At 71.1% G+C, this 23,593-nt stretch carries 20 protein-coding genes; 1 reads left to right on the top strand and 19 read right to left on the bottom strand.

The features are described from left to right. Positions 1-104: 104 nt before the first annotated feature. From dapF to rpsO, 18 genes are all read right to left on the bottom strand, one after another. Positions 105-992: a diaminopimelate epimerase gene (dapF, locus tag QSJ40_RS10550; RefSeq protein ID WP_051452774.1), complete on the bottom strand. Its 888-nt coding sequence runs from the start codon at positions 990-992 to the stop codon at positions 105-107. Positions 993-1,109: 117 nt separating this feature from the next. After that, positions 1,110-2,003 (bottom strand): tRNA (adenosine(37)-N6)-dimethylallyltransferase MiaA, encoded by an 894-nt coding sequence (gene miaA / locus QSJ40_RS10545; protein ID WP_285730860.1) that lies wholly within the window; start codon positions 2,001-2,003, stop codon positions 1,110-1,112. A gap of 29 nt (positions 2,004-2,032) precedes the next feature. Further along, positions 2,033-3,526: a tRNA (N6-isopentenyl adenosine(37)-C2)-methylthiotransferase MiaB gene (miaB, locus tag QSJ40_RS10540; RefSeq protein WP_502875254.1), complete on the bottom strand. Its 1,494-nt coding sequence runs from the start codon at positions 3,524-3,526 to the stop codon at positions 2,033-2,035. 127 nt (positions 3,527-3,653) lie between these two features. Next, entirely contained in the window at positions 3,654-4,373 is a 720-nt protein-coding gene (locus tag QSJ40_RS10535; RefSeq protein WP_285730799.1) for a regulatory protein RecX, read from the bottom strand. Between the two features lie 226 nt (positions 4,374-4,599). Next, positions 4,600-5,727, bottom strand: a complete 1,128-nt coding sequence (gene recA, locus QSJ40_RS10530) for a recombinase RecA (RefSeq protein WP_006214503.1) — start codon at positions 5,725-5,727, stop codon at positions 4,600-4,602. A 297-nt stretch (positions 5,728-6,024) separates the two neighbouring features. Further along, entirely contained in the window at positions 6,025-6,246 is a 222-nt protein-coding gene (locus QSJ40_RS10525; RefSeq protein ID WP_259872366.1) for a DUF3046 domain-containing protein, read from the bottom strand. A gap of 148 nt (positions 6,247-6,394) precedes the next feature. After that, entirely contained in the window at positions 6,395-6,757 is a 363-nt protein-coding gene (locus QSJ40_RS10520) for a helix-turn-helix domain-containing protein (RefSeq protein ID WP_051452693.1), read from the bottom strand. Between the two features lie 206 nt (positions 6,758-6,963). After that, positions 6,964-7,548: a CinA family protein gene (locus QSJ40_RS10515; protein WP_285730794.1), complete on the bottom strand. Its 585-nt coding sequence runs from the start codon at positions 7,546-7,548 to the stop codon at positions 6,964-6,966. Further along, positions 7,548-8,180 (bottom strand): CDP-diacylglycerol--glycerol-3-phosphate 3-phosphatidyltransferase, encoded by a 633-nt coding sequence (pgsA, locus tag QSJ40_RS10510; RefSeq protein ID WP_259872729.1) that lies wholly within the window; start codon positions 8,178-8,180, stop codon positions 7,548-7,550. The genes QSJ40_RS10515 and pgsA overlap by 1 nt, the downstream gene beginning before the upstream one ends. A 103-nt stretch (positions 8,181-8,283) precedes the next feature. After that, positions 8,284-11,298, bottom strand: a complete 3,015-nt coding sequence (locus QSJ40_RS10505; protein ID WP_285730785.1) for an FtsK/SpoIIIE family DNA translocase — start codon at positions 11,296-11,298, stop codon at positions 8,284-8,286. 94 nt (positions 11,299-11,392) lie between these two features. Beyond that, positions 11,393-13,090 (bottom strand): ribonuclease J, encoded by a 1,698-nt coding sequence (locus tag QSJ40_RS10500; protein WP_285730782.1) that lies wholly within the window; start codon positions 13,088-13,090, stop codon positions 11,393-11,395. 164 nt (positions 13,091-13,254) lie between these two features. Next, positions 13,255-14,169, bottom strand: coding sequence for a 4-hydroxy-tetrahydrodipicolinate synthase (gene dapA / locus QSJ40_RS10495; protein WP_285730780.1), 915 nt, complete (start codon positions 14,167-14,169; stop codon positions 13,255-13,257). 21 nt (positions 14,170-14,190) lie between these two features. Next, positions 14,191-14,829, bottom strand: a complete 639-nt coding sequence (locus QSJ40_RS10490; RefSeq protein WP_285730778.1) for a tetratricopeptide repeat protein — start codon at positions 14,827-14,829, stop codon at positions 14,191-14,193. Beyond that, positions 14,826-15,596, bottom strand: coding sequence for a 4-hydroxy-tetrahydrodipicolinate reductase (gene dapB / locus QSJ40_RS10485; RefSeq protein ID WP_024290161.1), 771 nt, complete (start codon positions 15,594-15,596; stop codon positions 14,826-14,828). The genes QSJ40_RS10490 and dapB overlap by 4 nt, the downstream gene beginning before the upstream one ends. Before the next feature lie 85 nt (positions 15,597-15,681). Continuing rightward, positions 15,682-17,028, bottom strand: a complete 1,347-nt coding sequence (locus QSJ40_RS10480) for a M16 family metallopeptidase (protein WP_006214492.1) — start codon at positions 17,026-17,028, stop codon at positions 15,682-15,684. A gap of 114 nt (positions 17,029-17,142) precedes the next feature. Further along, positions 17,143-17,928, bottom strand: coding sequence for an MFS transporter (locus tag QSJ40_RS10475; protein ID WP_200860737.1), 786 nt, complete (start codon positions 17,926-17,928; stop codon positions 17,143-17,145). A gap of 211 nt (positions 17,929-18,139) precedes the next feature. Then, positions 18,140-20,401, bottom strand: a complete 2,262-nt coding sequence (locus QSJ40_RS10470) for a polyribonucleotide nucleotidyltransferase (protein WP_006214490.1) — start codon at positions 20,399-20,401, stop codon at positions 18,140-18,142. 435 nt (positions 20,402-20,836) lie between these two features. Beyond that, positions 20,837-21,106: a 30S ribosomal protein S15 gene (gene rpsO / locus QSJ40_RS10465; protein WP_006214488.1), complete on the bottom strand. Its 270-nt coding sequence runs from the start codon at positions 21,104-21,106 to the stop codon at positions 20,837-20,839. A gap of 268 nt (positions 21,107-21,374) precedes the next feature. Between rpsO and QSJ40_RS10460 the strand changes: the two genes are divergently transcribed. Then, positions 21,375-22,283, top strand: coding sequence for an aldo/keto reductase (locus QSJ40_RS10460; protein ID WP_006214487.1), 909 nt, complete (start codon positions 21,375-21,377; stop codon positions 22,281-22,283). A gap of 121 nt (positions 22,284-22,404) precedes the next feature. On the opposite strand, the gene QSJ40_RS10455 is transcribed toward QSJ40_RS10460, so the two are convergent. Beyond that, positions 22,405-23,469: a bifunctional riboflavin kinase/FAD synthetase gene (locus tag QSJ40_RS10455; protein WP_006214486.1), complete on the bottom strand. Its 1,065-nt coding sequence runs from the start codon at positions 23,467-23,469 to the stop codon at positions 22,405-22,407. Positions 23,470-23,593: the final 124 nt, after the last annotated feature.

Below are 23,593 nucleotides of genomic sequence, written 5' to 3'. Positions count from 1 at the left end.
CTGGCGGCCGCCGCACCGGAGGACTCCAGCAATACCCCGGGACGCTGCTCGTCGAGCCGTGTCCAGGGCAGATTCGGCCGCCCGTGCAACCCGCTGAGGGCGCCTCAGGCGAAGACGCCGCGCGCCACGATCTCTGCCGGTCCGGCCAGCACCACATGCTCGGCGCCGTCCGGCCCGGGCACGAAGGTCGCCGAGACGATGCCGCCGGGCACCTGGACCAGGTACTCATCGGGTGCCGAGGCCCCCGCCCAGAACCGCGTCGCGGCCGCGGCGGCGCAGGCCCCGGTGCCGCAGGACTGGGTCTCCCCCACCCCGCGCTCGTGGACGCGCATGCGCAGCCGGCCGATGCCGTCGCCCTCGTCGTCGGCCGGGACCACGAACTCCACATTGGTGCCGTCGGGAGGCGTGGGGCTCACCTCCGGCTGGGTCCACAGCTGCAGGTGATCGAGCTTCTCGCCCTCGGCCAGCGCCACCACGGTGTGCGGGTTGCCCATGGTGATCGAGACCCCCGGACGAGGGACCTTCAGGCCCTGGGCCGTCACGACGGCGTCGGAGCCCCGCTCGCGCGCCCGGTCGCCGTCGATGAATCCCCACGGCCCCATGTCCACTGCGAAGCCGTCGGGCGTGGCGGCGACCGTCTTGAGGCCGCCGCGGGTGCCGATGCGCAGCATGGCGCCCTCCCCCAGATCCACCAGTCCCTGCTGCAGCAGCGCCCGGACGAACACGCGCACGCCGTTGCCGCACATCTCGGCGATCGAGCCGTCGCCGTTGCGGTAGTCCATGAACCACTCGGCCGACGGGTCCTGCTCGAGCAGCTCGCGGCCCTCGGGCAGCGCCGAGGAGCGGATGAGGCGGATGAAGCCGTCGCCGCCGATGCCCTGGTGGCGGTCGCAGGCCCGTCGGACCACGTCATCGCCCAGCAGCAGCTGCCCGTCCGGGTCCACCACGAGCACGAAGTCATTGCCCGTGCCGTGGCCCTTGAGGAACTCCATCCCGCTGAGCTCGCCGAAGACCGACGGGGCCTCCTGCGCGGAAGCGGTCTCGGTGGTGGTCTCGGAAGTCACGGGGTCGTCCTCCTGGGTCGGTGTGCGGGCGTCCACCCCAGCATGCTAGTCCGCGCTGAGGATCCGCTGGGCCTGCTCCACGAGGTCCTCGGCACCGGCCTCGAGCCAGTGCACGCGCTGATCGCCGCGGAACCAGGTGAGCTGGCGTCGGGCGAACTGGCGGGTGGCCACGGTCGTGGCCTCGATGGCCTGTGCGCGATCGGTGCGCCCGAGCACGACGTCGGCGAACTGCGGATAGCCCAGCGCACGACCTGCGGTGGGGCTCTCGAGCAGTCCGAGCGGCAGCAGGCGCGCGACCTCGCCCTCCAGACCGGCCTCGGCCATGGCCTGCACGCGATCGGCCAGGCGCTGATGCAGCACGGCGCGATCGGTGTCCAGACCGATCTGCACGGCAGGCTGGTGATACGTGCGCGTGGGCATGAACGACGTGAACGGCCGCCCGGTGACCTCCAGGACCTCGAGCGCCCGGATGAGGCGGCGGTCGTCGTGCACGCGCTGGGCGGAGGCAGGATCGGCCTCCTGCAGCCGTCGGCGCAGCGGCCCCTCGCCGTGGTCCTGCAGCTCCTGCATCAGGCGAGCGCGGACCTGCGGGTCGGTGCCGGGGAACTCGATCTCATCGAGCGCGGCGCGCACGTAGAGGCCCGAGCCGCCCACCAGGATCGGCACGCGACGGCGCGAGCGGATGTCCTCGAAGCACTCCCGGGCTGCGCGCTGGAAGCGGGCCACCGAGGCCTCCTGGTGCACGTCCAGGATGTCCAGGAGATGGTGCGGGACCCCCCGGCGCTGAGCCTCCGTGACCTTGGCGGTGCCGATGTCCATGCCTCGGTAGAACTGCATGGAGTCGGCGTTGACGACCTCCCCGTCCAGGCGCTGGGCCAGGGCGATCGCCAGGTCCGACTTGCCGGTCCCGGTGGGCCCGACGATCCCGACGACCGGCATCTGGCCCGCCGGGACCTGAGGCGCTGCGCTCACGCTCCGCGCACGGGCAGTGACGGCATGCCGAGGCTCACCGCACCGCCCGCGCCGCCGGCGGCACCGCCGCTCGGCGCTGCGCAGGAGGCGGCCTGCTCGCGCTCCCAGGCATCCCCGCCGCGCGAGCGGCGCAGCCGGTACTGGCCTGGCTGCGGATCGGCGATCAGGTGATAGGCGGCCGCCCGGGTCACGGGCACGGTCACGAAGTCACCCGGGCGCGGGGCCTGCTCGCCCTCGGGCACCGAGAAGTGGACTAGGCGCTGGTCGGGTGCGCGCCCCGAGAGGCGGTGGGTGGCCTCGGACTTGCGCCCCGTGTCCGCGGTGACCAGCAGCTCGAGGGTGCGGCCCACCAGCTGCTCGTTCTCCTCGGCGGCGATCCGGTCCTGCAGGGCCACCAGGCGCTCGTAGCGGTGCTGGACGACCTCCTTGGGCAGCTGGTCCTCGCGCTCTCCTGCCGGAGTGCCCGGGCGCACGGAGTACTGGAAGGTGAAGGCCGAGGAGAACCGGGAGCGCTCGACGACGTCGAGAGTGTCCTGGAAGTCCTCCTCGGTCTCACCAGGGAAGCCCACGATGATGTCGGTGGTGATCGCAGCGTGCGGGATCTGCTCGCGGACCTTCTCCAGGATCCGCAGGAACCTGGCGGAGCGGTAGGACCGGCGCATGTCCTTGAGCACCCGATCCGACCCGGACTGCAGCGGCATGTGCAGCTGCGGCATGACATTGGGGGTCTCGGCCATGGCGTCGATGACGTCGTCGGTGAAGGCGGCCGGATGCGGGGAGGTGAAGCGCACGCGCTCCAGCCCCTCGATCTGCCCGCAGGCGCGCAGCAGCTTGGAGAAGGCCTGGCGGTCGCCGAAGGAGACGCCGTAGGAGTTCACGTTCTGCCCCAGCAGGGTGACCTCGACCGCGCCCTGATCCACGAGCGCCTGGACCTCGGCCAGGATGTCGCCGGGCCGACGGTCCTCCTCCTTGCCGCGCAGCAACGGCACGATGCAGAACGTGCACGTGTTGTTGCAGCCCACCGAGATCGAGACCCAGCCCGCGTAGGCCTGGTCCCGCTTGGTCGGCAGCGCCGACGGGAAGGTCTCCAGCGACTCGAGGATCTCGATCTGCGCGTCCTCGTTGTGCCGAGCGCGCTCGAGCAGGGTCGGCAGGGAGCCGATGTTGTGGGTTCCGAACACGACGTCGACGACCGGAGAGGTCTCCAGGATCCGATCCTGGTCCTTCTGCGCCAGGCATCCGCCCACAGCCACCTGCATGCGCTCGTTGCGCTTCTTGGGTCCGACGAGCTGGGAGAGGTTGCCGTAGAGCTTGTTGTCGGCGTTCTCGCGCACCGCGCAGGTGTTGAACACGATGAGATCCGGCTCGTCCTCCGGCTGGGCGGGGACGTAGCCGGCGGTCTCGAGCATCCCGGAGATCCGCTCGGAGTCGTGGACGTTCATCTGGCAGCCGAAGGTGCGCACCTCATAGGAGCGCGGCGCCTCGAGCACGGGGATCTCGGGGGCGAGCGTGGAGGGGCCGGTCTGGGCGGTATCGAGGCGGGGAGTCACGCGACAAGGATAGTGAGCCGGTCAAATCTCCCGCTCCCCCGTTGCACCCGAGCCGAGGCCCTCCTCCTCAGAGGCTCTCCGGCTCCTCGAGCAGGCCGTCATCGCCGGCGCCGTGGTCGTCCAGCACGCCGCGCACGACCTCGAAGGCCAGCCCCGGGGCGTAGCCCTTGCGCGCCAGGGCGGAGACCATGCGGCGGATGAGCTTCTGCTTGGCCTCGCGATCTGCCAGCTGCGCCTGAAGCGCCGGACCCGACGGCAGCTTGCGGCGCGTGAGCTCCACGGCATCCGCCCGCTCGTCGTCATCGGTGCGCTGGGCGAGGGCCTGCTCGACGAGGTCCCGGTCCACGCCCTTGCGCTGCAGCTCCATGCGCAGGGCCGGGCGGGCCAGCTTGCGGGTCTCCGCCCGCTGCCGGACGTAGGACTGCGCGAAGGCCTGATCGTCCACGAGCTCGACCTGCTCGAAGCGATCGAGCACCGCCCGTGCCACGGACTCCGGGATGTCCTTGTCCGCGAGCTTGTCCTCGAGCTGCTGGCGCGACTTGGCCGAGGCGGTGAGCTGGCGCAGCACGATGGCGCGCGCCGTCTCATGCAGCTGCTCCTGCTGCTCAGCGGCCTCCGTGGGATCCGAGGGCATGTCGCGGTCGCTGCGCACGGCACGCCCCATGCGGCGGGCGCGCTGCTGGGCTCTGAGACGGCGGCGGTCGTAGTCCGACTCGCCGAGCTCATCCGCCAGCGTGTCCTGCGGCAGCTGGTCGCTGTCCTGCACGGGCAGGTCGTCTGGGTCCACGAAAATCGGCGCTCCTGAGCTGTGTCTCTGGTCTGCAGGGTCTCTGGCCCGTGCGATCTCCGGTCAGATGGGTCTCTGGCCCGTGCGATCTCCGGTCAGCGGGCTGGGGCCTGGCGCAGCACCGTCATCGCGCTGTGGACAGGCACGAGCTCGGATCTGAGGCGAGCAGCCCCCGCTGCCCGAGCGGGCGGCGGGGGCTGGCTCAGCGCATCAGGTCGGCAGCCGCTCAGAAGGCGGCGTCCGCCGGGGCCTTCTCGGAGTCGCCGCCCAGCGGGGCATCGATGCCCGCGGTGGCGATCGCCTCCTGGTCGACCTCCTCGTTCGGGTCCTCGACGATGCCGAGCTTGACCAGCAGGCGCTGCTCGATCTCCTCGGCCAGCTCCGGGTTGTCCTTGAGGAACCGGCGCGAGTTCTCCTTGCCCTGTCCGAGCTGGTCGCCCTCGTACGTGTACCAGGCGCCGGACTTCTTGACGATGCCCTGCTCCACGCCCAGGTCGATCAGGCCGCCCTCGGTGGAGATGCCCTGGCCGTAGAGGATGTCGAACTCGGCCTGCTTGAACGGCGGGGCCATCTTGTTCTTGACGATCTTGGCGCGGGTGCGGTTGCCCACGGGGTTCGCACCGTCCTTGAGGGTCTCGATGCGGCGCACGTCCACGCGCACGGAGGCGTAGAACTTCAGCGCCTTGCCGCCCGTGGTGGTCTCCGGCGAGCCGAACATGACGCCGATCTTCTCGCGCAGCTGGTTGATGAAGATCGCGGTGGTGTTCGAATTGGACAGGCGACCGGTGATCTTGCGCAGCGCCTGCGACATCAGGCGGGCCTGCAGGCCCACGTGCGAATCGCCCATCTCACCCTCGATCTCCGCCTTGGGCACCAGCGCCGCCACGGAGTCCACCACGACGATGTCGATCGAGCCGGAGCCGACCAGCATGTCCATGATCTCGAGCGCCTGCTCGCCGGTGTCCGGCTGGGAGACCAGGAGGTTGTCGATGTCCACGCCGAGCTTCTGGGCGTAGACCGGGTCCAGGGCGTGCTCGGCATCGATGAAGGCCGCGATGCCGCCGGCGCGCTGGACGCTGGCCACCGCGTGCAGGGCCACCGTGGTCTTGCCGGAGGACTCCGGGCCGTAGATCTCCACGACGCGTCCGCGCGGGAAGCCGCCGGTGCCGAGGGCCACGTCCAGGGCGATCGAGCCGGTGGGGATGACCTCCACCTTCTGCGCCGGGCGCTCGCCCAGCTTCATGACCGAGCCCTTGCCGTAGCTCTTGTCGATCTGGGCCAGGACGGTCTCGAGCGCCTGCTCGCGGTCCGAGCCGCCGGAGGCAGCCGAAGCTGCGGACTTCTTGGGAGCCATCATTCACCTCGCGTGGATCGTGGGGGCGGGTCCGCTCGATGAGGGGCCCGACGGTGCTGCTGCGCACCAACGTATGGACGGGGTCCGACAGCACAAGACGGACCGTGGGGGCTGCCGATCAGCCGTCCCGAAGGGGCCTGCGACCAGCAGCTGTGGAGCCTGCGGGGCCCGCCGGCGCCGCCTCAGCACACCGAGATGCGGCCGGAGGCGGCGACCCTGCGGGCGCAGGCCCCACGATAGCCGATTCGAACACCTCTTCGAATGCAGCGGACCTGCGCGTGTCGCGACGGGTCCGCTTCAGGAGCGCGGCTCCCGGTCCGGTCCCCACTGCCGGGACTCGGGGACCTGCTGCTCGCGGCACAGCGCGAACCAGACGAGCTTGGGATCCTCGCCGTCGGCCAGTGCCTGCTCGGCGGTTCGGTGGCCGAGCTCCCCCAGCACGGTGTCGCGCACCAGGATCCGGCCCTGCGCCTGTCCGAACTCGTGGACGACCATCTCGTTGAACCTGCTCACGCGCATGCGGGCGATCGCTCCTCTTCAGATCGGATCCGAGCCGGACAGCCGACGGGTCCGGCACGGCGCAGGGCCCGGCGCCGTTGTCGGCACCGGGCCCTGCAGCTGGTCATGGGGCGGCGACCAGTCGGGTCGCCGCGGGAGGCGCTGGGCCTCAGGAGGCCTGGACGGTCCCCGCGAAGCTCGAGCCGAACTCCTCGTGCAGCTCCGCCGGCACCGTGTCCGGGGCGAAGTTGCCCTCGAGCTCGGCGATGTGATCGGCGACCTCGCGCAGCATGGCCGACACGGGGATGTCGAGTGCGGCGCAGATCGAGGCGAGCAGCTCGGAGGACGCCTCCTTCTGCCCGCGCTCCACCTCCGACAGGTAGCCGAGCGAGACGCGCGCGGAGTGCGAGACCTCGCGCAGAGTGCGGCCCTGCCGCTGACGGATCGAGCGCAGGACCTCACCGATCTCCTGACGCAGCACGACGGGACGGGGCTCAGCGGCCTCCGTCTTCCGCGCCGAAGTCTGGTCCATGTCCTTCCAGCGAATGATTCCGTTGACGGACACAGGGGTCTTGGTGGTGGTGATGATGTGGCTCCTCGGTCGTGCAGAGGACGAGGCCTCCGCGTTGTCCGAACCGGTCGCTGACCGGGCCCGGATGGCCCTCTCTGGGCCGTCGGTGGGTGCAACCGCCGACAGGACTCCATTGTTCCGTGCTCGACGGCCGTTCGGCTAGGAGTTCACTGGGAGGCGCCCAGGATCTCCACGAGCATCTCCAGGGCGGCCCGCACGCTCAGGCGGCGGATCTGCTCCCGATCGCCCTCGAGCCGCAGCAGCCGGGAGCTGAGCCCGCGAGGACCGGCGGCACCGAGCCACACCGTCCCCACGGGCTGCCCGTCGTGCGGCTCCGGCCCGGCCACTCCGGTGGTGGACACGGCGACGTCGATGCCCAGCGCGGTCCGCGCGCCGGAAGCCATCGCCTCGGCCACCTCGGCGCTGACGGCCCCGGTGCGCTCGAGCAGCTGCGCCTCCACGCCCAGCACCCGCTGCTTGACCGCGTGCGAGTAGGACACGACCGAGCCCTCGAAGGCCGCCGAGGCCCCGGGGACGGAGACGATCGCGGCGGCCAGGGCGCCCCCGGTCAGCGACTCGGCGGTGCCCAGGCTCAGCCCGGCCGCCGAGGCCGCGCGCACCGCACGGGAGGCCAGCGATTCGACGGTCTCCTCGGCCAGAGCCTCATCGGCCCCCGACGGACGCGCGCCGTCCGCGGCGGTGCCGCTCGTCGTGTTCGCCGTGTCCACGGGCGATTCCCTGGGGTCGCTCATCAGCTGTTGTCCACGGGCTTGCCGGCCGCCAGGCAATCGCGGCGCAGCTGGTACGCCTTCACCAGGTAGTCCACGCCGGTGACCACGGTGACGATCGTGGCCAGGCCCATGAAGAACCAGCCGATCCAGGGCCACCACTGACCCACCACGGGAACGAGCGGGATGAGCAGGAACAGCAGCGCGATGGTCTGCAGGACGGTCTTGAGCTTGCCGCCCTTCGAGGCGGCCATCACGCCGTAGCGGATCACGGCGAAGCGCATGACGGTGATGCCCCACTCGCGGACCAGGATCACGATCGTGACCCACCACCACAGCTCGCCCATGGCCGACAGGACGATGAACGCGGCCCCCGTGAGCAGCTTGTCCGCGATCGGATCGGCGATCTTGCCGAACGAGGTGATCAGCCCGCGGGCGCGGGCGATGTCGCCGTCGAGCTTGTCGGTGAACATGGCCAGGCCGAACACGCCCACGGCCGCCCAGCGCCACCCCAGCGAGGCCTCGCCGAACGAGCCGCCTAGCACGGCGAACCACACGAAGAACGGGACCATGACGATCCGCAGCGTGGTCAGCGCATTGGGCAGGTTCCAGTTGGACGGAGCGGGGCGTCCGCCCTGATCGGCCGCTGCGGTCATGAAGTGCTCCTGTCCTGCGGCGCGCGATGCGCCGCGTCGGTCTGCGTGCGATGAGGCCTCCGGCGCGTCGTCGTCGCGGACGGCACAGCGCCGGAGGCTCGGCTCAGCGGCCGGTGAGCTGCCAGGCGTCCTGGCTGGACTCCTCGTCCGCGTCGTCGTGGTACTCGGCGGCGGCCTCGACGTCCGAGTCGTCCAGGGCGTCGACGCCGGAGGACGCGATCTCACCGGAGCCGCCGGTGCCCTGATGCGGATGCGCCGGGGCGGGCTCGGCCGCGGTGGGGGGCTCCTCGCCGCGGATGACGGCCAGGGTGGCGGCCAGGTCGTCCGGACCCACCAGGACGTCGCGGGCCTTGGAGCCCTCCGACGGGCCCACCACCCCGCGGGACTCCATCAGGTCCATGAGCCGTCCGGCCTTGGCGAAGCCCACGCGCAGCTTGCGCTGCAGCATGGAGGTCGAGCCGAACTGCGTGGTGACCACGAGCTCGACCGCCTGCAGCAGGACGTCCAGATCGTCCCCGATGTCCTCGTCGATCTGCTTCTTGGGCTGCTCCTGGATGACGTCGTCGCGGTAGTGCGTCTGCATCTGCGACTTCACGTGCTCGACGACGTCGTGGATCTCGGACTCCGCGACCCACGCGCCCTGCACGCGCATGGGCTTGGAGGCGCCCATAGGCAGGAACAGGGCGTCGCCCTGTCCGATCAGCTTCTCCGCACCGGGCTGGTCCAGGACCACGCGGGAATCCGTGACCGAGGAGGTCGCGAACGCCATGCGCGAGGGCACGTTGGCCTTGATCAGGCCCGTGACCACATCCACCGACGGGCGCTGGGTGGCCAGCACCAGGTGGATGCCGGCCGCGCGCGCCAGCTGGGTGATGCGCACGATCGAGTCCTCGACATCGCGAGGAGCGACCATCATCAGGTCCGCGAGCTCGTCCACGATCACCAGCAGGTAGGGGTACGGGCGGATGACGCGCTTGGAGCCCGGCTCGGGCTGGACCTTGCCCGCGCGCACGCCCTTGTTGAAGTCGTCGATGTGCTTGTAGCCGTAGCGCGAGAGGTCGTCGTAGCGGGCATCCATCTCCCGCACGACCCACTGCAGCGCCTCGGCGGCCTTCTTGGGGTTCGTGATGATCGGGGTGATCAGGTGCGGCACGCCCTCGTAGGCGGTCAGCTCCACGCGCTTGGGGTCGACCATCACCAGGCGGACCTCATCCGGGGTGGCCCGCATGAGCAGCGAGACGATCATGGAGTTCACGAACGACGACTTGCCCGCGCCGGTGGCACCGGCCACGAGCATGTGCGGCATCTTGGCCAGGTTCGCCACGACGAAGCCGCCCTCGACGTCCTTGCCCACGCCCATGACCATGGGGTGATCGTTCTTGCGCGCGGCCTGCGAGCGCAGGACGTCGCCCAGGGCGACGGTCTCGCGGTCGGTGTTCGGGATCTCGATGCCGATGGCGGACTTGCCGGGGATCGGCGAGAGGATGCGCACGTCCGCCGAGGCGACCGCATAGGAGATGTTCTTGGACAGCGCCGTGACGCGCTCGACCTTGGTGCCGGCACCCAGCTCGATCTCGTAGCGGGTGACCGTGGGGCCTCGGGAGAACCCGGTGACCTCGGCGTCGACCTTGAACTGCTCCAGCACGCTGGTCAGCGCGGCCACGACGGCGTCGTTGGCCTCCGAGCGCTCCTTGGACGGCGGGCCCAGCACGAGCGAGGACGGGTCCGGAAGCGTGTAGGCGACATCGCCCTCGAGCTGCAGCTGCTCGGTGCGCGCCGGGATGGGCTCGACCGGAGTCTCCGCCCGGCGCACGACCGCTCGGCCCATGACGGGCTCGTGCTCGTCGAGGCCCTGGTCGTCCACGAGCGCGGAGGAGCCGGAGCCGGCCACGGTGTCCGAGGCGGCGGAGGCCGCCGCGCCGCCGGGCTCGAGTCCCTGCTCCGCCAGCAGTCTGCGCGCGGCCTCCTGATCGCGGGTGGGGCGCTTCTGCCCCGGACGCGGGCGCTCCTCCTGGGAAGCGGCAGCCGCGGCCGAGGAATCCTCCTGGGGGCTCGGCGCCTCTCCGGACTCGACGTCGTAGACGAAGCTCTCGCCCGTGTCCCGCGCCGCTGGGCGACGGCTCGAACGTCGGGGCTGCTGCTCGGCCTCCTGCCCCTCGGGACCGTCCGGCAGCACGGCCGTCTCGAAGGCCTCGTCGCCGTGGTAGGAGTCCAGCTCGGCTCGGCGCTGCGCGTCCTGCTTCTCCTGCCGCTTGCGAGCTCGGCGGGCCGCACGGGACTCGGGCTCGGACTGGCGGTCATCGAGGTAGGAGCGGTCGTGCTCCTGCGCCGAGAGGTCGGTGCCCGCACGCCTGTGGGGCTCCGACTCCCCCACCAGAGTCCGCCAGGCTGCGCCCAGGCGCGGGCCGATCTGCGACAGCGGGGTCCCGGTGATGATCAGGACGCAGATCGCCAGCAGCAGCGCGCAGACGATCGCGGCGCCCAAGGGCGTGATGACCCCGCCCAGCGGGCCGGCCATCAGGTAGCCGATGGCTCCGCCGGCGGTGAGGCGGGCCTGGAAGGAATCCGCGACGCCCGGCGAGCCGCCCAGCACGTGGGCGATCCCGCTGGCCGCCAGCAGCGCCAGGCTCAGGCCCAGCGCGATCCGGTTGTTCGGCGGGGTGGGCGCGGGACGGCGGAAGATCCGCAGGGCGAAGCCGCCCAGAGCCAGCGGCAGCACGAGAGCCGCCCAGCCGATCAGCCCGGCGACCACCACGTGGATGCCCGAGGCGGCGGCACCCAGCACGGGCACGCCGGAGTCGTAGAGGCTCCACCACTCGACCACGGCGATCGCCGCGGCCAGGCACAGCAGCACCAGGGCCCCGCCGTCGCGACGGTCCTGGGGCTCCATATCGGTGCGCACGGTGCCGATGCGGCGCACGGCGCCGCCGACCAGGTGGGCGCACCACAGCCAGAGCCCGAGGAGGGCATCGAGGATGCGCTCGCCGGCGCCGGGGCCTGCTGCGCGGGAGCTGGAGGACGTGGCGCGGGGGGACTTGGAGGATCCGCTCTTGGGCCTGGAGCCAGAGCCGCGCGACGTCGAGGCGCCCTTGCGGGCGGGGGAAGTACGAGTCGCCATGGCCCCCAGGGTAGTCGACGGCCCGCAGACGATGGCTCGTCTGCGGGCCGCGGTGTGGCCTGACCGCCCGGTGATCACGGGGCGGCGGCCGGGATCAGCTCCGGTCCGCCTCCAGCACGACCGGGACGATCATGGGCTTGCGGCGCAGCTTGCGCCCCACCCACGGGCCGATCGTGCGGCGCACCGTCTGCTGCAGCTGGTGCGTGGTGTGCTCGCGCTTGTCCTTGAGGGCGTCCTCGATCGCGGCGGTGATCTTGGGCTTGATCTCGTCGAACACGCGATCGTTCTCGGCCACGCCGCGGGCGTGGACGTCCGGGCCGGTGACGACGGACTTGGACTTGCGGTCGATCACGACGACGATCGAGACGAAGCCCTCCTCGCCGAGCACGATGCGGTCCTGGAGGTCGTCCTCGGTGATCATGCCCACCGACGAGCCGTCGACGTAGACGAACTTGATGTCGCGGCGACCGGCGATGCGCGCTCGGCCCTGCTTCATATCCACGCTGGTGCCGTTCTCGATCAGCAGCACGTTCTCCGGCGGCACGCCGGTGGCCTCGGCGAGCTCGCCGTTGGCCATGAGGTGGCGGACCTCGCCGTGCACCGGCATGACCTGCTCGGGCTCGACGATGTTGTAGCAGTACAGCAGCTCGCCTGCCGAGGCGTGCCCGGAGACGTGGACCTTGGCGTTGGACTTGTGCACCACATGAGCGCCCATGCGCATGAGGCTGTTGATGATGCGGAACACGGAGTTCTCGTTGCCCGGGATCAGCGACGAGGCGAGGATGACGGTGTCGCCCTCCTGCAGCTGCACCCGGTGATCGCCGCGGGCCATGCGCGACAGCGCCGCCATGGGCTCGCCCTGGGAGCCGGTGCACATCACGACGATGTCGTCGTCGCGGTAGTTGTCGATCTTCTTCTGATCGACCAGCACGCCCTTGGGCACGTCCAGGTAGCCGAGCTCCTCGGCGATGCCCATGTTGCGCACCATGGACCGGCCCATCAGCACGACCTTGCGGTTGGCCGCGACGGCGGCGTCGAGCACCTGCTGCACGCGGTGGACGTGCGAGGAGAACGACGCGACGACGACCTTCTGGGTCGACTTGGCGATGACGCCGGAGAGCACCGGCCCGATGTCCTTCTCGGTGGGCGTGAAGCCCGGGACCTCGGCGTTGGTCGAGTCGGTCAGGAACAGGTCCACGCCCTCCTCTCCCAGGCGGGCGAAGTGGCGCAGGTCGGTGATGCGGCCGTCGAGAGGAAGCTGGTCCATCTTGAAGTCGCCCGTGTGCAGCACCGTGCCGCCCTTGGTCCGCATGAAAACGGCCAGGGCGTCCGGGATGGAGTGGTTCACGGCGACGAACTCGCACTCGAACTCGCCCAGCTTCTCCACCTGGCCCTCGCGGACGGTGAGCATGAACGGCTTGATGCGGTGCTCCTGCAGCTTGGCCTCGACCAGGGCCAGGGTCAGCTGCGAGCCGAGCAGGGGGATGTCCGGGCGGCGCTTGAGCAGGTACGGGATCGCGCCGATGTGGTCCTCGTGGCCGTGCGTCAGCACGACCGCGACGACGTCGTCCAGGCGGTCCTCGATCTGGGAGATGTCCGGCAGGATCAGATCCACGCCGGGCTGGTGCTCCTCGGGGAAGAGCACGCCGCAGTCGACGATCAGCAGCTGGCCGTTGATCTCGAACACGGTCATGTTGCGTCCGACCTCGCCCAGGCCGCCCAGCGGGGTGACTCGCAGGGTGTCCTTGGACAGGGACGGCGGTGCCTTCAGGTCTTCGATCCAGTGGACCATGTGACCCCTTTCATGTGCGGTTGTCAGCGCGATCTCGCGCTGCTGGTCATTCAGTTGTTCATGTCATGGGTCCGCGCTCCGCCGCCCGAGGACGGGGCGGTGCGGAGCGCGGTTCGCCGACAGGCTGCGCCGTCGACTCGCTGCAGCGCAGCGGCAGGCACGGCTCAGGCGCCGATCGTGTCCTGGACGACGCTGCCCTCCAGGTCAGCGCGCATGACGGCGAGCTCGTCCTGGGTGGCCTCGACGTACGGCAGGCGCACGGTGTGCCCGGGCAGCACGCCCTGCCAGTGCAGGATCTGCTTGGCGGCCACTGCGCCGGGCACGTGGGTCATGGTCGCGCGGACCACGGGCTCCAGCTCGTAGGCCAGGCCGCGGGCCGTGGCCAGGTCATCGCTGCGCATGGCATCGATCATCCGGCGGAAGCGCGGGGTGTCCACGTGCGAGGTCACGCCGACCAGGCCCACGGCGCCGATGGCCATCCACGGGACGGTCAGGCCGTCGTCGCCGGAGTAGAACAGCAGATCGGACTCGGCCATGACGCGCGTGGCCTCCGTGAGATCCGCCTTGGCGTCCTTGACCGCGACGATTCTGGGGTGCTCGCCCAGCCGGATCAGCGTGTCCGCCGACAGTGGAATGCCCGTGCGGCCGGGGATGTCGTAGAGCATGATCGGCAGCTCGACGGAGTCGGCGACCTTCTCGAAATGCGCGACGACGCCGGCCTGCGTGGGCTTGTTGTAGTACGGGGTGACGATCAGCAGCCCGTCCATGCCGGCCTTCTGGGCCTGCTCGGACAGGTGCATGGTGTGCGCGGTGTCGTTGGACCCCGCACCGGCCACCAGGGCGGCCCGATCGCCGACGGCCTCGCGCACGGCGCGGAAGACCGCCTCGTGCTCGTCATCCGTCATGGTCGAGTACTCCCCGGTGGTGCCGCCGACCACCAGGCCGTCGCAGCCCTGGTCCACCAGGCGCTGCGCGAGCGCTGCGGTGGAGTCCAGATCCACGGAACCATCGGCGCGGAACGGAGTCACCATGGCGGTGAGCAGGGTTCCGAACAGGGGCTTGTCGTGGTGCGCACTCATGCGACCACCCTACCGTCTCCGTCAGTCACCGGTGCTGGCAGGGCCGCGCGGGGCGCGCCCTCGCGACAGAGCCACGGCATCGCGCATGCACCGGCGTGCGCGCGCAGTGTCCCCCGAGGCGCTGTAGGCCAGGCCGAGCCGGTACCAGCTTCGCCAGTCCCCGGGCGCGGCTTCGGCCTCCTGCGCCCAGCGCTCGAAGTCCTTGTCTGCGGCCTCGCGCACGATCCGCCCGCTGGGGCGCCGCGGCAGGTCCTCGGGCAGTCCGCCCTCCGCCTCCAGACGACGGCCGAGGCCCTCTAGCCGGGATCCGAAGACGACCTCGCGGACCAGCGCCCACACGCCGAGCACGGGCAGGACGATCATCCCGACGGCGAGCAGCTTGGAGACCAGCACGTCCGAGCTCAGCAGGATCCACGCCCGCTGCAGGCTCAGTCCCAGATACAGGGCCAGCAGCGCTGCCATGATCGCGGCCAGCGCCTTGCCCTGGGCGCGAGCCTCGAGCAGCGTGAACACGCCCGCGAAGGCCACGACCACCAGGATCCAGACCTTGGACGCGCTCGGCAGCGGGAGCAGCAGCAGGCTCAGCAGCGCTGCGGCGAGCACCACCCAGCCCAGCCGCCGCAGCGGACTCCGCGACTGCCGGACGCCCTCAGCGCTCACGCGTCCAGATCCAGGTAGCCGTCGAGCCCGTGGGTCAGCCCCGGGCGCTGCCCGACGGTGCGCACGCCCAGCAGCACGCCGGACATGAAGGACACGCGGTCGAACGAGTCGTGGCGGATGCTCAGCTGCTCCCCCACGGAGCCCAGCAGCGTCTCCTGGTGCGCGACCAGTCCGCGCAGGCGCACCGAGTGGACGTGGATGCCGTCCACGACGCCCCCGCGAGCGCCCGTGGGATCGGTCTGGGTGGCATCCGGGGAGACGGGCACACCGGCCTCCTCCCGCTCGGCGGCCATCAGCGCGGCCGTCCGCGCCGCGGTGCCCGACGGGGCGTCGACCTTGTCCGGGTGGTGCAGCTCCACGATCTCTGCCGATTCGAAGAACCGAGCCGCCTGAGCCGAGAAGCGCATGGCCAGCACCGCGCCGATCGAGAAGTTCGGGGCGATCAGCACGCCCACCTCCGGGTGCTCGCCCAGCAGCTGCTCCAGGCGGGCCAGTTTCTCGTCGTCCCATCCGGTCGTGCCCACGACGCAGTGGATGCCGTGCTCCACGCCGAAGCGGACGTTGTCCTCCGAGGCCGCGGGCACCGTCAGGTCGATCAGGACCTCCGCCTGCGCATCCACGAGCCCCTGCAGGCTGTCGCTGTGATCGATGGCCGCCACGAGGTCCAGTCCCTCGGCGGCCTCGACGGCCTTCACGGCCTCCGAGCCCATGCGCCCGTGGGCGCCCAGGACGGCCACGCGCAGTCCGCTCGCAGTGTTCTCGCTCATGCTGTGCTCCTTCGCTGCGCCGCCGATCGGCGGCTCGGATGGTGATCGTCCCGCATGCCGTGCGGGCGGGCGCCTGCCCGGGGGCTCACTGCCCGTCGGGGGGCTGCACGACCTGCACGACGGCGGGGCCCTCCGCGAGCTCAGCGGCCAGGCGCTGGACGTCCTGCGCGGTCACGGAGCGGACCCGGTTCATGGTCTCCTCGAGATCCACGAACTCGCCGATGCCCAGCTCCGCCGAGCCCAGGCGGCTCATGCGCGAACCGGAGTCCTCCAGCGCCATGACGGTCCCGCCGGCCAGCTGCCCGACGACCTTGGCCAGCTCGCGCTCCCCCGGGCCGTCGGCGGCCAGCTCCTGGAGCTGGGCCTGCATCAGCTCCAGCACCTCGTCGGTGCGCGCGGGCGCGCAGCCGGCGTACATCCCGAAGTATCCCGCATCCGAGTAGGAGCCGGAGAAGGAGAACGTGCTGTAGGCCAGCCCGCGCTTCTCCCGGATCTCCTGGAACAGCCGCGACGACATGCCCCCGCCCAGCGCGGCGTTGAGCACGGTCATGACGTAACGGCGCTCGTCGCCGGTGACCAGGCCGGGGCGCCCGATCACCACATTGGACTGCTCGACCGGGCGGTGCAGCAGGTGACGGCCCCACTCGGGGCTCAGCTGTGCCAGGCCGTCGGGCTGCCCCGAACGACGGGCCCGCGGACGGCCGGGAGCCTCGGGGTCCCAGCCGGCGCGGGCCAGGCGCTCGCGCACCTCCTCGACCACGCGGTCGTGATCCAGGCCGCCGGCGGCGGTGACCACGAGGTTCTCCGGGCGGTAGTGCTCCTGCCAGTGCTCGAGCACGCGCTGGCGGGCCACCCCGGTGATCTCCTCGGGCGTGCCCCCGATGGGGCGCGAGAGCGGATTGCCGTGCAGAACGTGCTCGACGAAGTGCTCGAAGGCCACGTCCGTGGGGTCGTCCTGGTCCATGGCCAGCTCCTCGAGGATGACCCCGCGCTCGCGCTCGAGCTCATCGGTCTCCAGCAGCGGCGCGGTGACCATGTCCGCGAGGACGTCGATCGCCATGGGCAGGTCCTCGGAGAGCACCCGCGCGTAGTAGCACGTGGACTCCTTGGCTGTGGCGGCGTTCGACTCGCCGCCGACCTCGTCGAAGGCCTCCGCGATCTGCAGCGCGCTGCGCCGGGCGGTCCCCTTGAACAGCAGGTGCTCGAGGAAGTGCGTGGAGCCCAGGTGACCTGGCTGCTCGTCGCGCGAGCCCACCCCCACCCAGAAGCCCACGGAGGCAGAGAGCAGCCCAGGCATGGACTCGGTGAGGATCCGCACGCCGTTGGGCAGGACGGTGCGGCGCACGGCGGCACCACCGTCGCCGGACCAGACCAGCTCGGGCGAGTGCGTACCGGCGGGGTCCTGCGGGCGCAGCTCCAGCGCGTACGACATGTGGGGGCTCGACTCCTGACGGCGATGAGGGATGGCCCCGGGGGCCGCAGCCGCGGCTCCTCTCGGGAACCCGTCGAGTCTAGGACCAGGCTCTCGGGGCGGCCAACTGCCGGCTCAGCCCTCGATCTCGGTCCGGGACCCCGATCTGGGGGCCCGGATGAACAGGGAGAGCACCAGGGCGATGCCCACCAGCCCGGCACTGGTGAGGAAGGCCGACAGGACCTCTCCGGGCCGGGCCCGGCGGATCTGCCGAAGCGCGAACAGCACCAGCGCCACGGCCCCGACGCCCGTCACGCTCAGCGCGACGACCGCGGCCGAGCCGCCGGCGAGGATCTGCCCGATCGAGCTCAGGCCGTAGATCAGGCCCCCGAAGGCCAGGACGGAGAGCACCACGGAGACCACATCCAGCGGCAGACGGCGCGGGGTCCCCACATTGCGCAGCCTGGCCAGGCCCAGCAGGCCCGAGGCGGCCACCAGGGTCATGGTCACCGCCATCATCAGGGGCAGCACCACGGCCGTGCCCGCGCCCTGGAAGAGCCGCCCGAGCAGCAGGACCCCGAACCACGGCGCCAGCGCGGCCAGCAGGGTGCCGAGCAGGAACGCGGCGACGGCGACGATGAAGACCGGCCGGGTCGAGAACCGCTCGAGCATCCAGCCCGTGGTGGGCATGACGACGGCCATCGTCAGCATGAAACCGGTGAGCAGCCACTGGGCGGTGGCCGCGGAGACGTGGAACTCGCCCATGATCGCCGGCAGGGCCACGGCCACCGTGGTCTCGTTGAGCATCATCACGAAGGCGGTGGACAGCAGGACGACGAGGACGCCCGCCACGGAGGCCGATTCCGCCGCGCCGCTGGCCCCGTCCTGAGGCGGACGGCTGTCTGAGGTGTGTGCGGACAAGGCATTCGCTGTCACGTGCGGAAGGCGCCGACAAGGGGAGACGGCCCGTTGCCTCAGCATCAGGCCCGCCTCGACCGTACCCCGGATCCCGAGTCCGCACGCCACCCGGAGACATGCCTCCCGCGAGGGGCTCAGACGGGTCGGACCCCGCATCCACGGCGGATGCGGGGCCCGGGGCCTCGTGCGGCTCAGGTGCGAGCCGGTGGAGGGATCACTCGGCGGCGGAGTCCTCGTCCGCCTCCGCGGCGGCGTCGTCGGCCACGACCGGCGAGAGCGAGAGCTTGCCGCGATCATCGACCTTGGTGATCTCGACCTGGACCTGCTGGCCCACGCCCACGACGTCCTCGACGTCGTTGACGCGCTTGCCGTCGTTGAGCTTGCGCAGCTCGGTGACGTGCAGGAGGCCGTCGCGGCCCGGGGTCAGCGAGACGAAGGCGCCGAAGGTCGTGGTCTTCACGACCGTGCCCAGGTAGCGCTCCCCCACCTCGGGGACCTGCGGGTTGGCGATCGCGTTGATAGCCGAGCGCGCGGCCTCGGCCGAGGGGCCGTCCACGGCGCCGATGAACACGGTGCCGTCGTCCTCGATGGAGATGTCCGCGCCGGTGTCCTCCTGGATCTGGTTGATCATCTTGCCCTTGGGGCCGATGACCTCGCCGATCTTGGAGACGGGCACGTTGACCGTGATGATCCGCGGGGCGTAGTCGGACATCTCGTCCGGTGCATCGATCGCGGAGGCGATCACGTTGAGGATGGCCAGGCGGGCATCGCGGGCCTGGGCCAGGGCGGCGCCCAGGACCTCGGCGTCGATGCCGTCGAGCTTGGTGTCCAGCTGGATGGCCGTGACGAACTCGGAGGTGCCGGCGACCTTGAAGTCCATGTCGCCGAGCGCGTCCTCCGCGCCCAGGATGTCGGTCAGCGCGACGCTGGCCGGCTTGCCGTCGACCTCGCCGGTGATCAGGCCCATGGCGATGCCGGCCACGGGGGCGCGCAGCGGCACGCCGGCGTTGAGCAGCGACAGGGTCGAGGCGCAGACCGAGCCCATGGAGGTCGAGCCGTTGGAGCTCAGGGCCTCGGAGACCTGGCGGATCGCGTAGGGGAACTCCTCGCGCGACGGGATCACGGGGGCCAGTGCGCGCTCGGCCAGAGCGCCGTGGCCGATCTCGCGGCGCTTGGGCGAGCCCACGCGGCCGGTCTCTCCGGTGGAGTACGGCGGGAAGTTGTAGTGGTGCATGTAGCGCTTGGACTTCACCGGCGACAGCGAGTCGATCTGCTGCTCGAGCTTGAGCATGTTCAGCGTGGTGACGCCCATGATCTGGGTCTCGCCGCGCTGGAAGATCGCCGAGCCATGCACGCGCGGCAGGATCTCCACCATGGCGGTCAGCTCGCGGATGTCGCGGGGGCCGCGGCCGTCGATGCGCACGTTCTCGGAGAGCACGCGCTGGCGCACGGTGTGCTTGGTCAGGGCCTGGTAGGCGTCGTTGACCTCGTCGGCGCGCTCGGCGAAGGGCTTGCCCTCACCGGTCAGCTCCTCCAGGACGGACTGGTGCAGGGCGTCGGTGGCGTCCTCGCGCTCCTGCTTGCCGGCGATCGAGTAGGCCTCCACCAGGCGCTGGCCCACGGCGTCCTTGACGGCCTGGGCGACGTCGTCGCCGTGGCCGCCGAAGCGCGGCAGCTCCATCTCGGGCTTGCCGGCGCGGGCCTTGAGGTCCGACTGGGCCTGGCACAGGGCCTTGATGAAGGGCTTTGCGGCATCGAGGCCCTCGGCCACGATCTCCTCGGTGGGCGCCACGGCGCCCTGGCCCTTGATGAGCTCCCACGAGCGGTCGGTGGCTTCGGCCTCGACCATCATGATCGCGACGTCCTCGGTGCCATCGGCCTTGGTGACCACGCGGCCGGCCACGGCCATGTCGAACACGGCGTTCTCGAGCTGGGAGTGCTTGGGGAAGCAGACCCACTGGTGGGTGCCGTCGGCCGCGGCCATCAGGGCCAGGCGCACGCCGCCGACCGGGCCGCCGAAGGGCAGGCCGGACAGGGTCGTGGACATCGACGCGGCGTTGATCGCGATGGTGTTGTAGATCTCGTCGGGGTCGATCGCCAGCACAGTCACGACGACCTGGACCTCGTTGCGGATGCCCTTCTGGAAGGCGGGGCGCAGCGGGCGGTCGATCAGGCGGCAGGCCAGCACGGCGTCGGTCGAGGGACGGCCCTCGCGGCGGAAGAACGAGCCGGGGATGCGTCCGTCGGCGTACATGCGCTCTTCCACGTCCACGGTCAGCGGGAAGAAGTCGAAGCCCTCGCGGGGCTTCTTGCCCACCGCGGTGGTGGACAGCAGGGTGGTGTCATCGTCGATGGACACCAGAGTGGAGCCGGCTGCCTGCTGCGCGAGCAGACCGGTCTCGAAGCGCACGACGCGCTGGCCGTAGCGGCCGTTGTCGATGACGGCTTCGGCGGACTGGATCTCGGGACCCTCCAAGGGCCACCTTCCTTTCGTCGCGATCGTCTCCACGATCGGGGTGATCTGGCAGTGTCCGATCCGCCCCGCTCGCACGGCGCACGGTCTTCGATCGAAGTCCACGGCCGCGGCAGCGAGGCTGCGGGGATTCCGTGGACCACTGTCGAGGACCGGGACGCGGGCGGCGTGCGGGCCGGATCGACGAGGACGGCTGGAGCCGTCCGTCGCGGATGCCCTGCGGACCCATCCGTGGGCCCCGGGGCTTGTTCGTGCAGACCCAGCCTGACAGGTCCGCGACGCGCGGACCAGCATTGAGGGGCTGCGAGTGTTCGTCCGGACGCTCAGCCGGTGGGCGGGCGTCGGCGGCGGATGTGGCGGGATCCGCGCCCGTAGACCACGAGCGGGACCGCCGCGAGCTGCGTGGCGGCCCCGCCCGAGGCAAGGGTCAGAATGCGATCAGCGGCGCAGGCCGAGACGCTGGATCAGCGAGCGGTAGCGCTCGATGTCCGTGTTCTGCAGGTAGGTCAGCATGCGACGACGGCGACCGACCATGGCCATGAGGCCGCGGCGGGTGTGGTGGTCGTGCTTGTGCGACTTGAGGTGCTCGGTCAGATCCGAGATCCGGCGAGTCAGGACCGCGACCTGGACCTCGGGCGAACCGGTGTCGCCCTCGTGGGTCGCGTACTCCTCGATGATGGACTGCTTGACAGCTGCGTCGAGTGCCATGTGTGAACTCCTTCGGGGTCCAGTGCCGTGCGTCCCGGCTGCGAAGGTGATCGCGCCGGGGCAGGAGCTCGCACGAGAGGATCGTGCGGACTCAGGGGCCCGTCCGCCACGGACTGCAGGCGGACCGCCGATCATGGTAGCAGGCGCGCGCCACACGGGCTGTGAGGCGGACGATGTCCGGGGACAGTGCAAGACTGGAGGGCGAACCCCTCCGGGCCCGTTCCGCTGCGGCCCCGGCGCACCGTCCCGAGCAGTGAGGAGTGGGCCCATGACCGAGTCCGCAGACAGCCGCGAGTCCGAGACCACGCAGATCGATCCGGCCCTGGCCGACCAGGTGGGCGTCTCCGAGCGCCGCCACACCCTCAACGACGGCCACCAGCTGCCGCAGATCGGCATGGGCACCTACCCCATGGACGACGCCGATGCCGAGGTCGGCGTCTACGAGGGCATCAACCGGGGCTTCCGCCTGATCGACACCGCCGTGAACTACGGCAACGAGATCGGCGTGGGCCGCGGCATCGCCCTGGCCGGGCTGCCCCGCGACGAGGTCTTCGTGACCACCAAGATCCCCGGCCGCGATCAGGGCGACGAGGCCACGGTGCGCGCCAGCGTGGAGGGCTCGCTCGAGCGGCTGGGCCTGGACCGCCTGGACCTGCTGCTGATCCACTGGCCCAATCCCCAGCAGGACAAGTACGTGCAGACCTTCCGGACCATGCTCGCCCTGCGCGAGGAGGGCCTGGTCCGCTCGGTCGGCGTCTCCAACTTCACCCCGGCCCACGTGGATCGCCTGATCGCCGAGACCGGCGAGACCCCGGCGGTCAACCAGGTCGAGCTGCACCCGCAGTACCAGCAGGAGGCCCTGCGCGCCCACCACCACGACAAGCGGATCCTGGTGCAGGCCTGGTCGCCGCTGGGGCGCAAGACCGACATCCTCGACCACGAGTGGCTCGCCGAGATCGCCGGGCAGGTCAACCGCACCCCGGCCCAGGTCATCCTGCGCTGGGAGATCCAGTCCGCGGTGCTGCCGATCCCCAAGTCCTCGAACCCCAAGCGCATGGCCGAGAACCTCGACGTCTTCGGCTGGGAGCTCAGCGATCAGCAGATGGAGCGCATCCGCCTGCTGCACACCGGTCTCTCCGGCTCGGGCTTCGACCCGGACGAGCACGAGGAGATGTGAGTCGGGCGCGCTGACCGCGCGCTCCGCCTGATGGACTGAGGGCCGCCCGGGGACTCCCCCGGGCGGCCCTCAGTCCGTCTCTGCCTCTGGTCGTTCAGGCGGCGGCGCCTGCAGCGCGCCGTCAGGGGGCGACGTCGGCCATGCCCTCCGGGTGCTGGGCCAGGATCTTGCGGGTGTTCTCCACGTCCAGGCTCATCTGCTGCACGAGCTTCTCCACGCCCTCGTAGGCCACCATGCCTCGCAGGCGGGCGATGAACTCCACGATGACCTCCTGGCCGTAGAGGTCGAAGTCCTCCACCCGCTCGCGGGGCCGGTCGATCACGTGCGCCTCGACCACCCGGGAGACGCCCTCGAATGTGGGGTTGGAGCCCACCGAGACCGCCACCGGCCAGCGCTGTCCGGAGGCGTCGGTGAGCCAGCCGGCGTAGACGCCGTCGGCGGGGATGTAGCCGTCGGAGTCCGGGGCGAGGTTGGCCGTGGGGAAGCCGAGCTCGCGACCGCGCGCGGCGCCGTGGACCACGGTGCCGCGCATGCGGTGCGGACGACCCAGCAGGCGTGCGGCATCCTCGACGTCGCCGGCGATGAGGCGCTCGCGGATCCAGGTCGAGGAGATCCGCCGGTCCTCAGGATCGTGGTCGGTGTCCTCCTGCGAGGAGACGGGGCCGTCGACCCCGACCAGCGGGAGGTTCGTGGTGCGCAGCTGGGCCGGCACAGTGCCGCAGCACTCGAGATCCTCGACCACGACGACGTCGAAGCCGTGCTCGGCGCCGAAGCGGCGCAGGGCGGAGACATCGCCCTGATTGCCGCGCCCGAACCGGGCGTCGGCGCCCACGACCACGCAGCAGGCGCGCAGCCCGCGCAGCAGGTACCGCCTCATGAACTCGAGCGGGTCCTGCGAGGCGAAGGCGAGGTCGTAGTGCTGGACGAGCACAGCGTCCACGCCGAGCTGCTCCATGGCATCGAGCTTGTCCGAGGTGCCCATGATCTGGCCCCGGTACTGATCCGGGCGGTGCACCAGGGCCGGGTGCGGGTCGAAGGTCAGCACGACCGAGCTGGCGCCCTCGCGCTGTGCGCGCTCGACGACCATCCCCAGGACCTCCTGGTGCCCGCGATGGACGCCGTCGAAGTTCCCGACGGTGACCACGCAGGGCCCGAGGTCCTCGGGAAGCTCGGACAGGTCGTGCAAGCGATGCAACGGGTCTCCTCGGCAGGCGCGGCGTCGTCCGTCAGGACGACGTCCGCGATGCGGATCTGGGCGGTCGGACGGTGGTGGGCTCAGCGGATCGCGGGCTGCGGATGGGGCCGGCGGG

This window comes from Kocuria sp. NBRC 114282 (assembly GCF_030268385.1).
Classification (GTDB): Bacteria; Actinomycetota; Actinomycetes; order Actinomycetales; family Micrococcaceae; genus Kocuria; species Kocuria palustris.
Note: the sequence above shows the minus strand (reverse complement) of the source record. Positions and strands in the feature narration are given on the sequence as shown.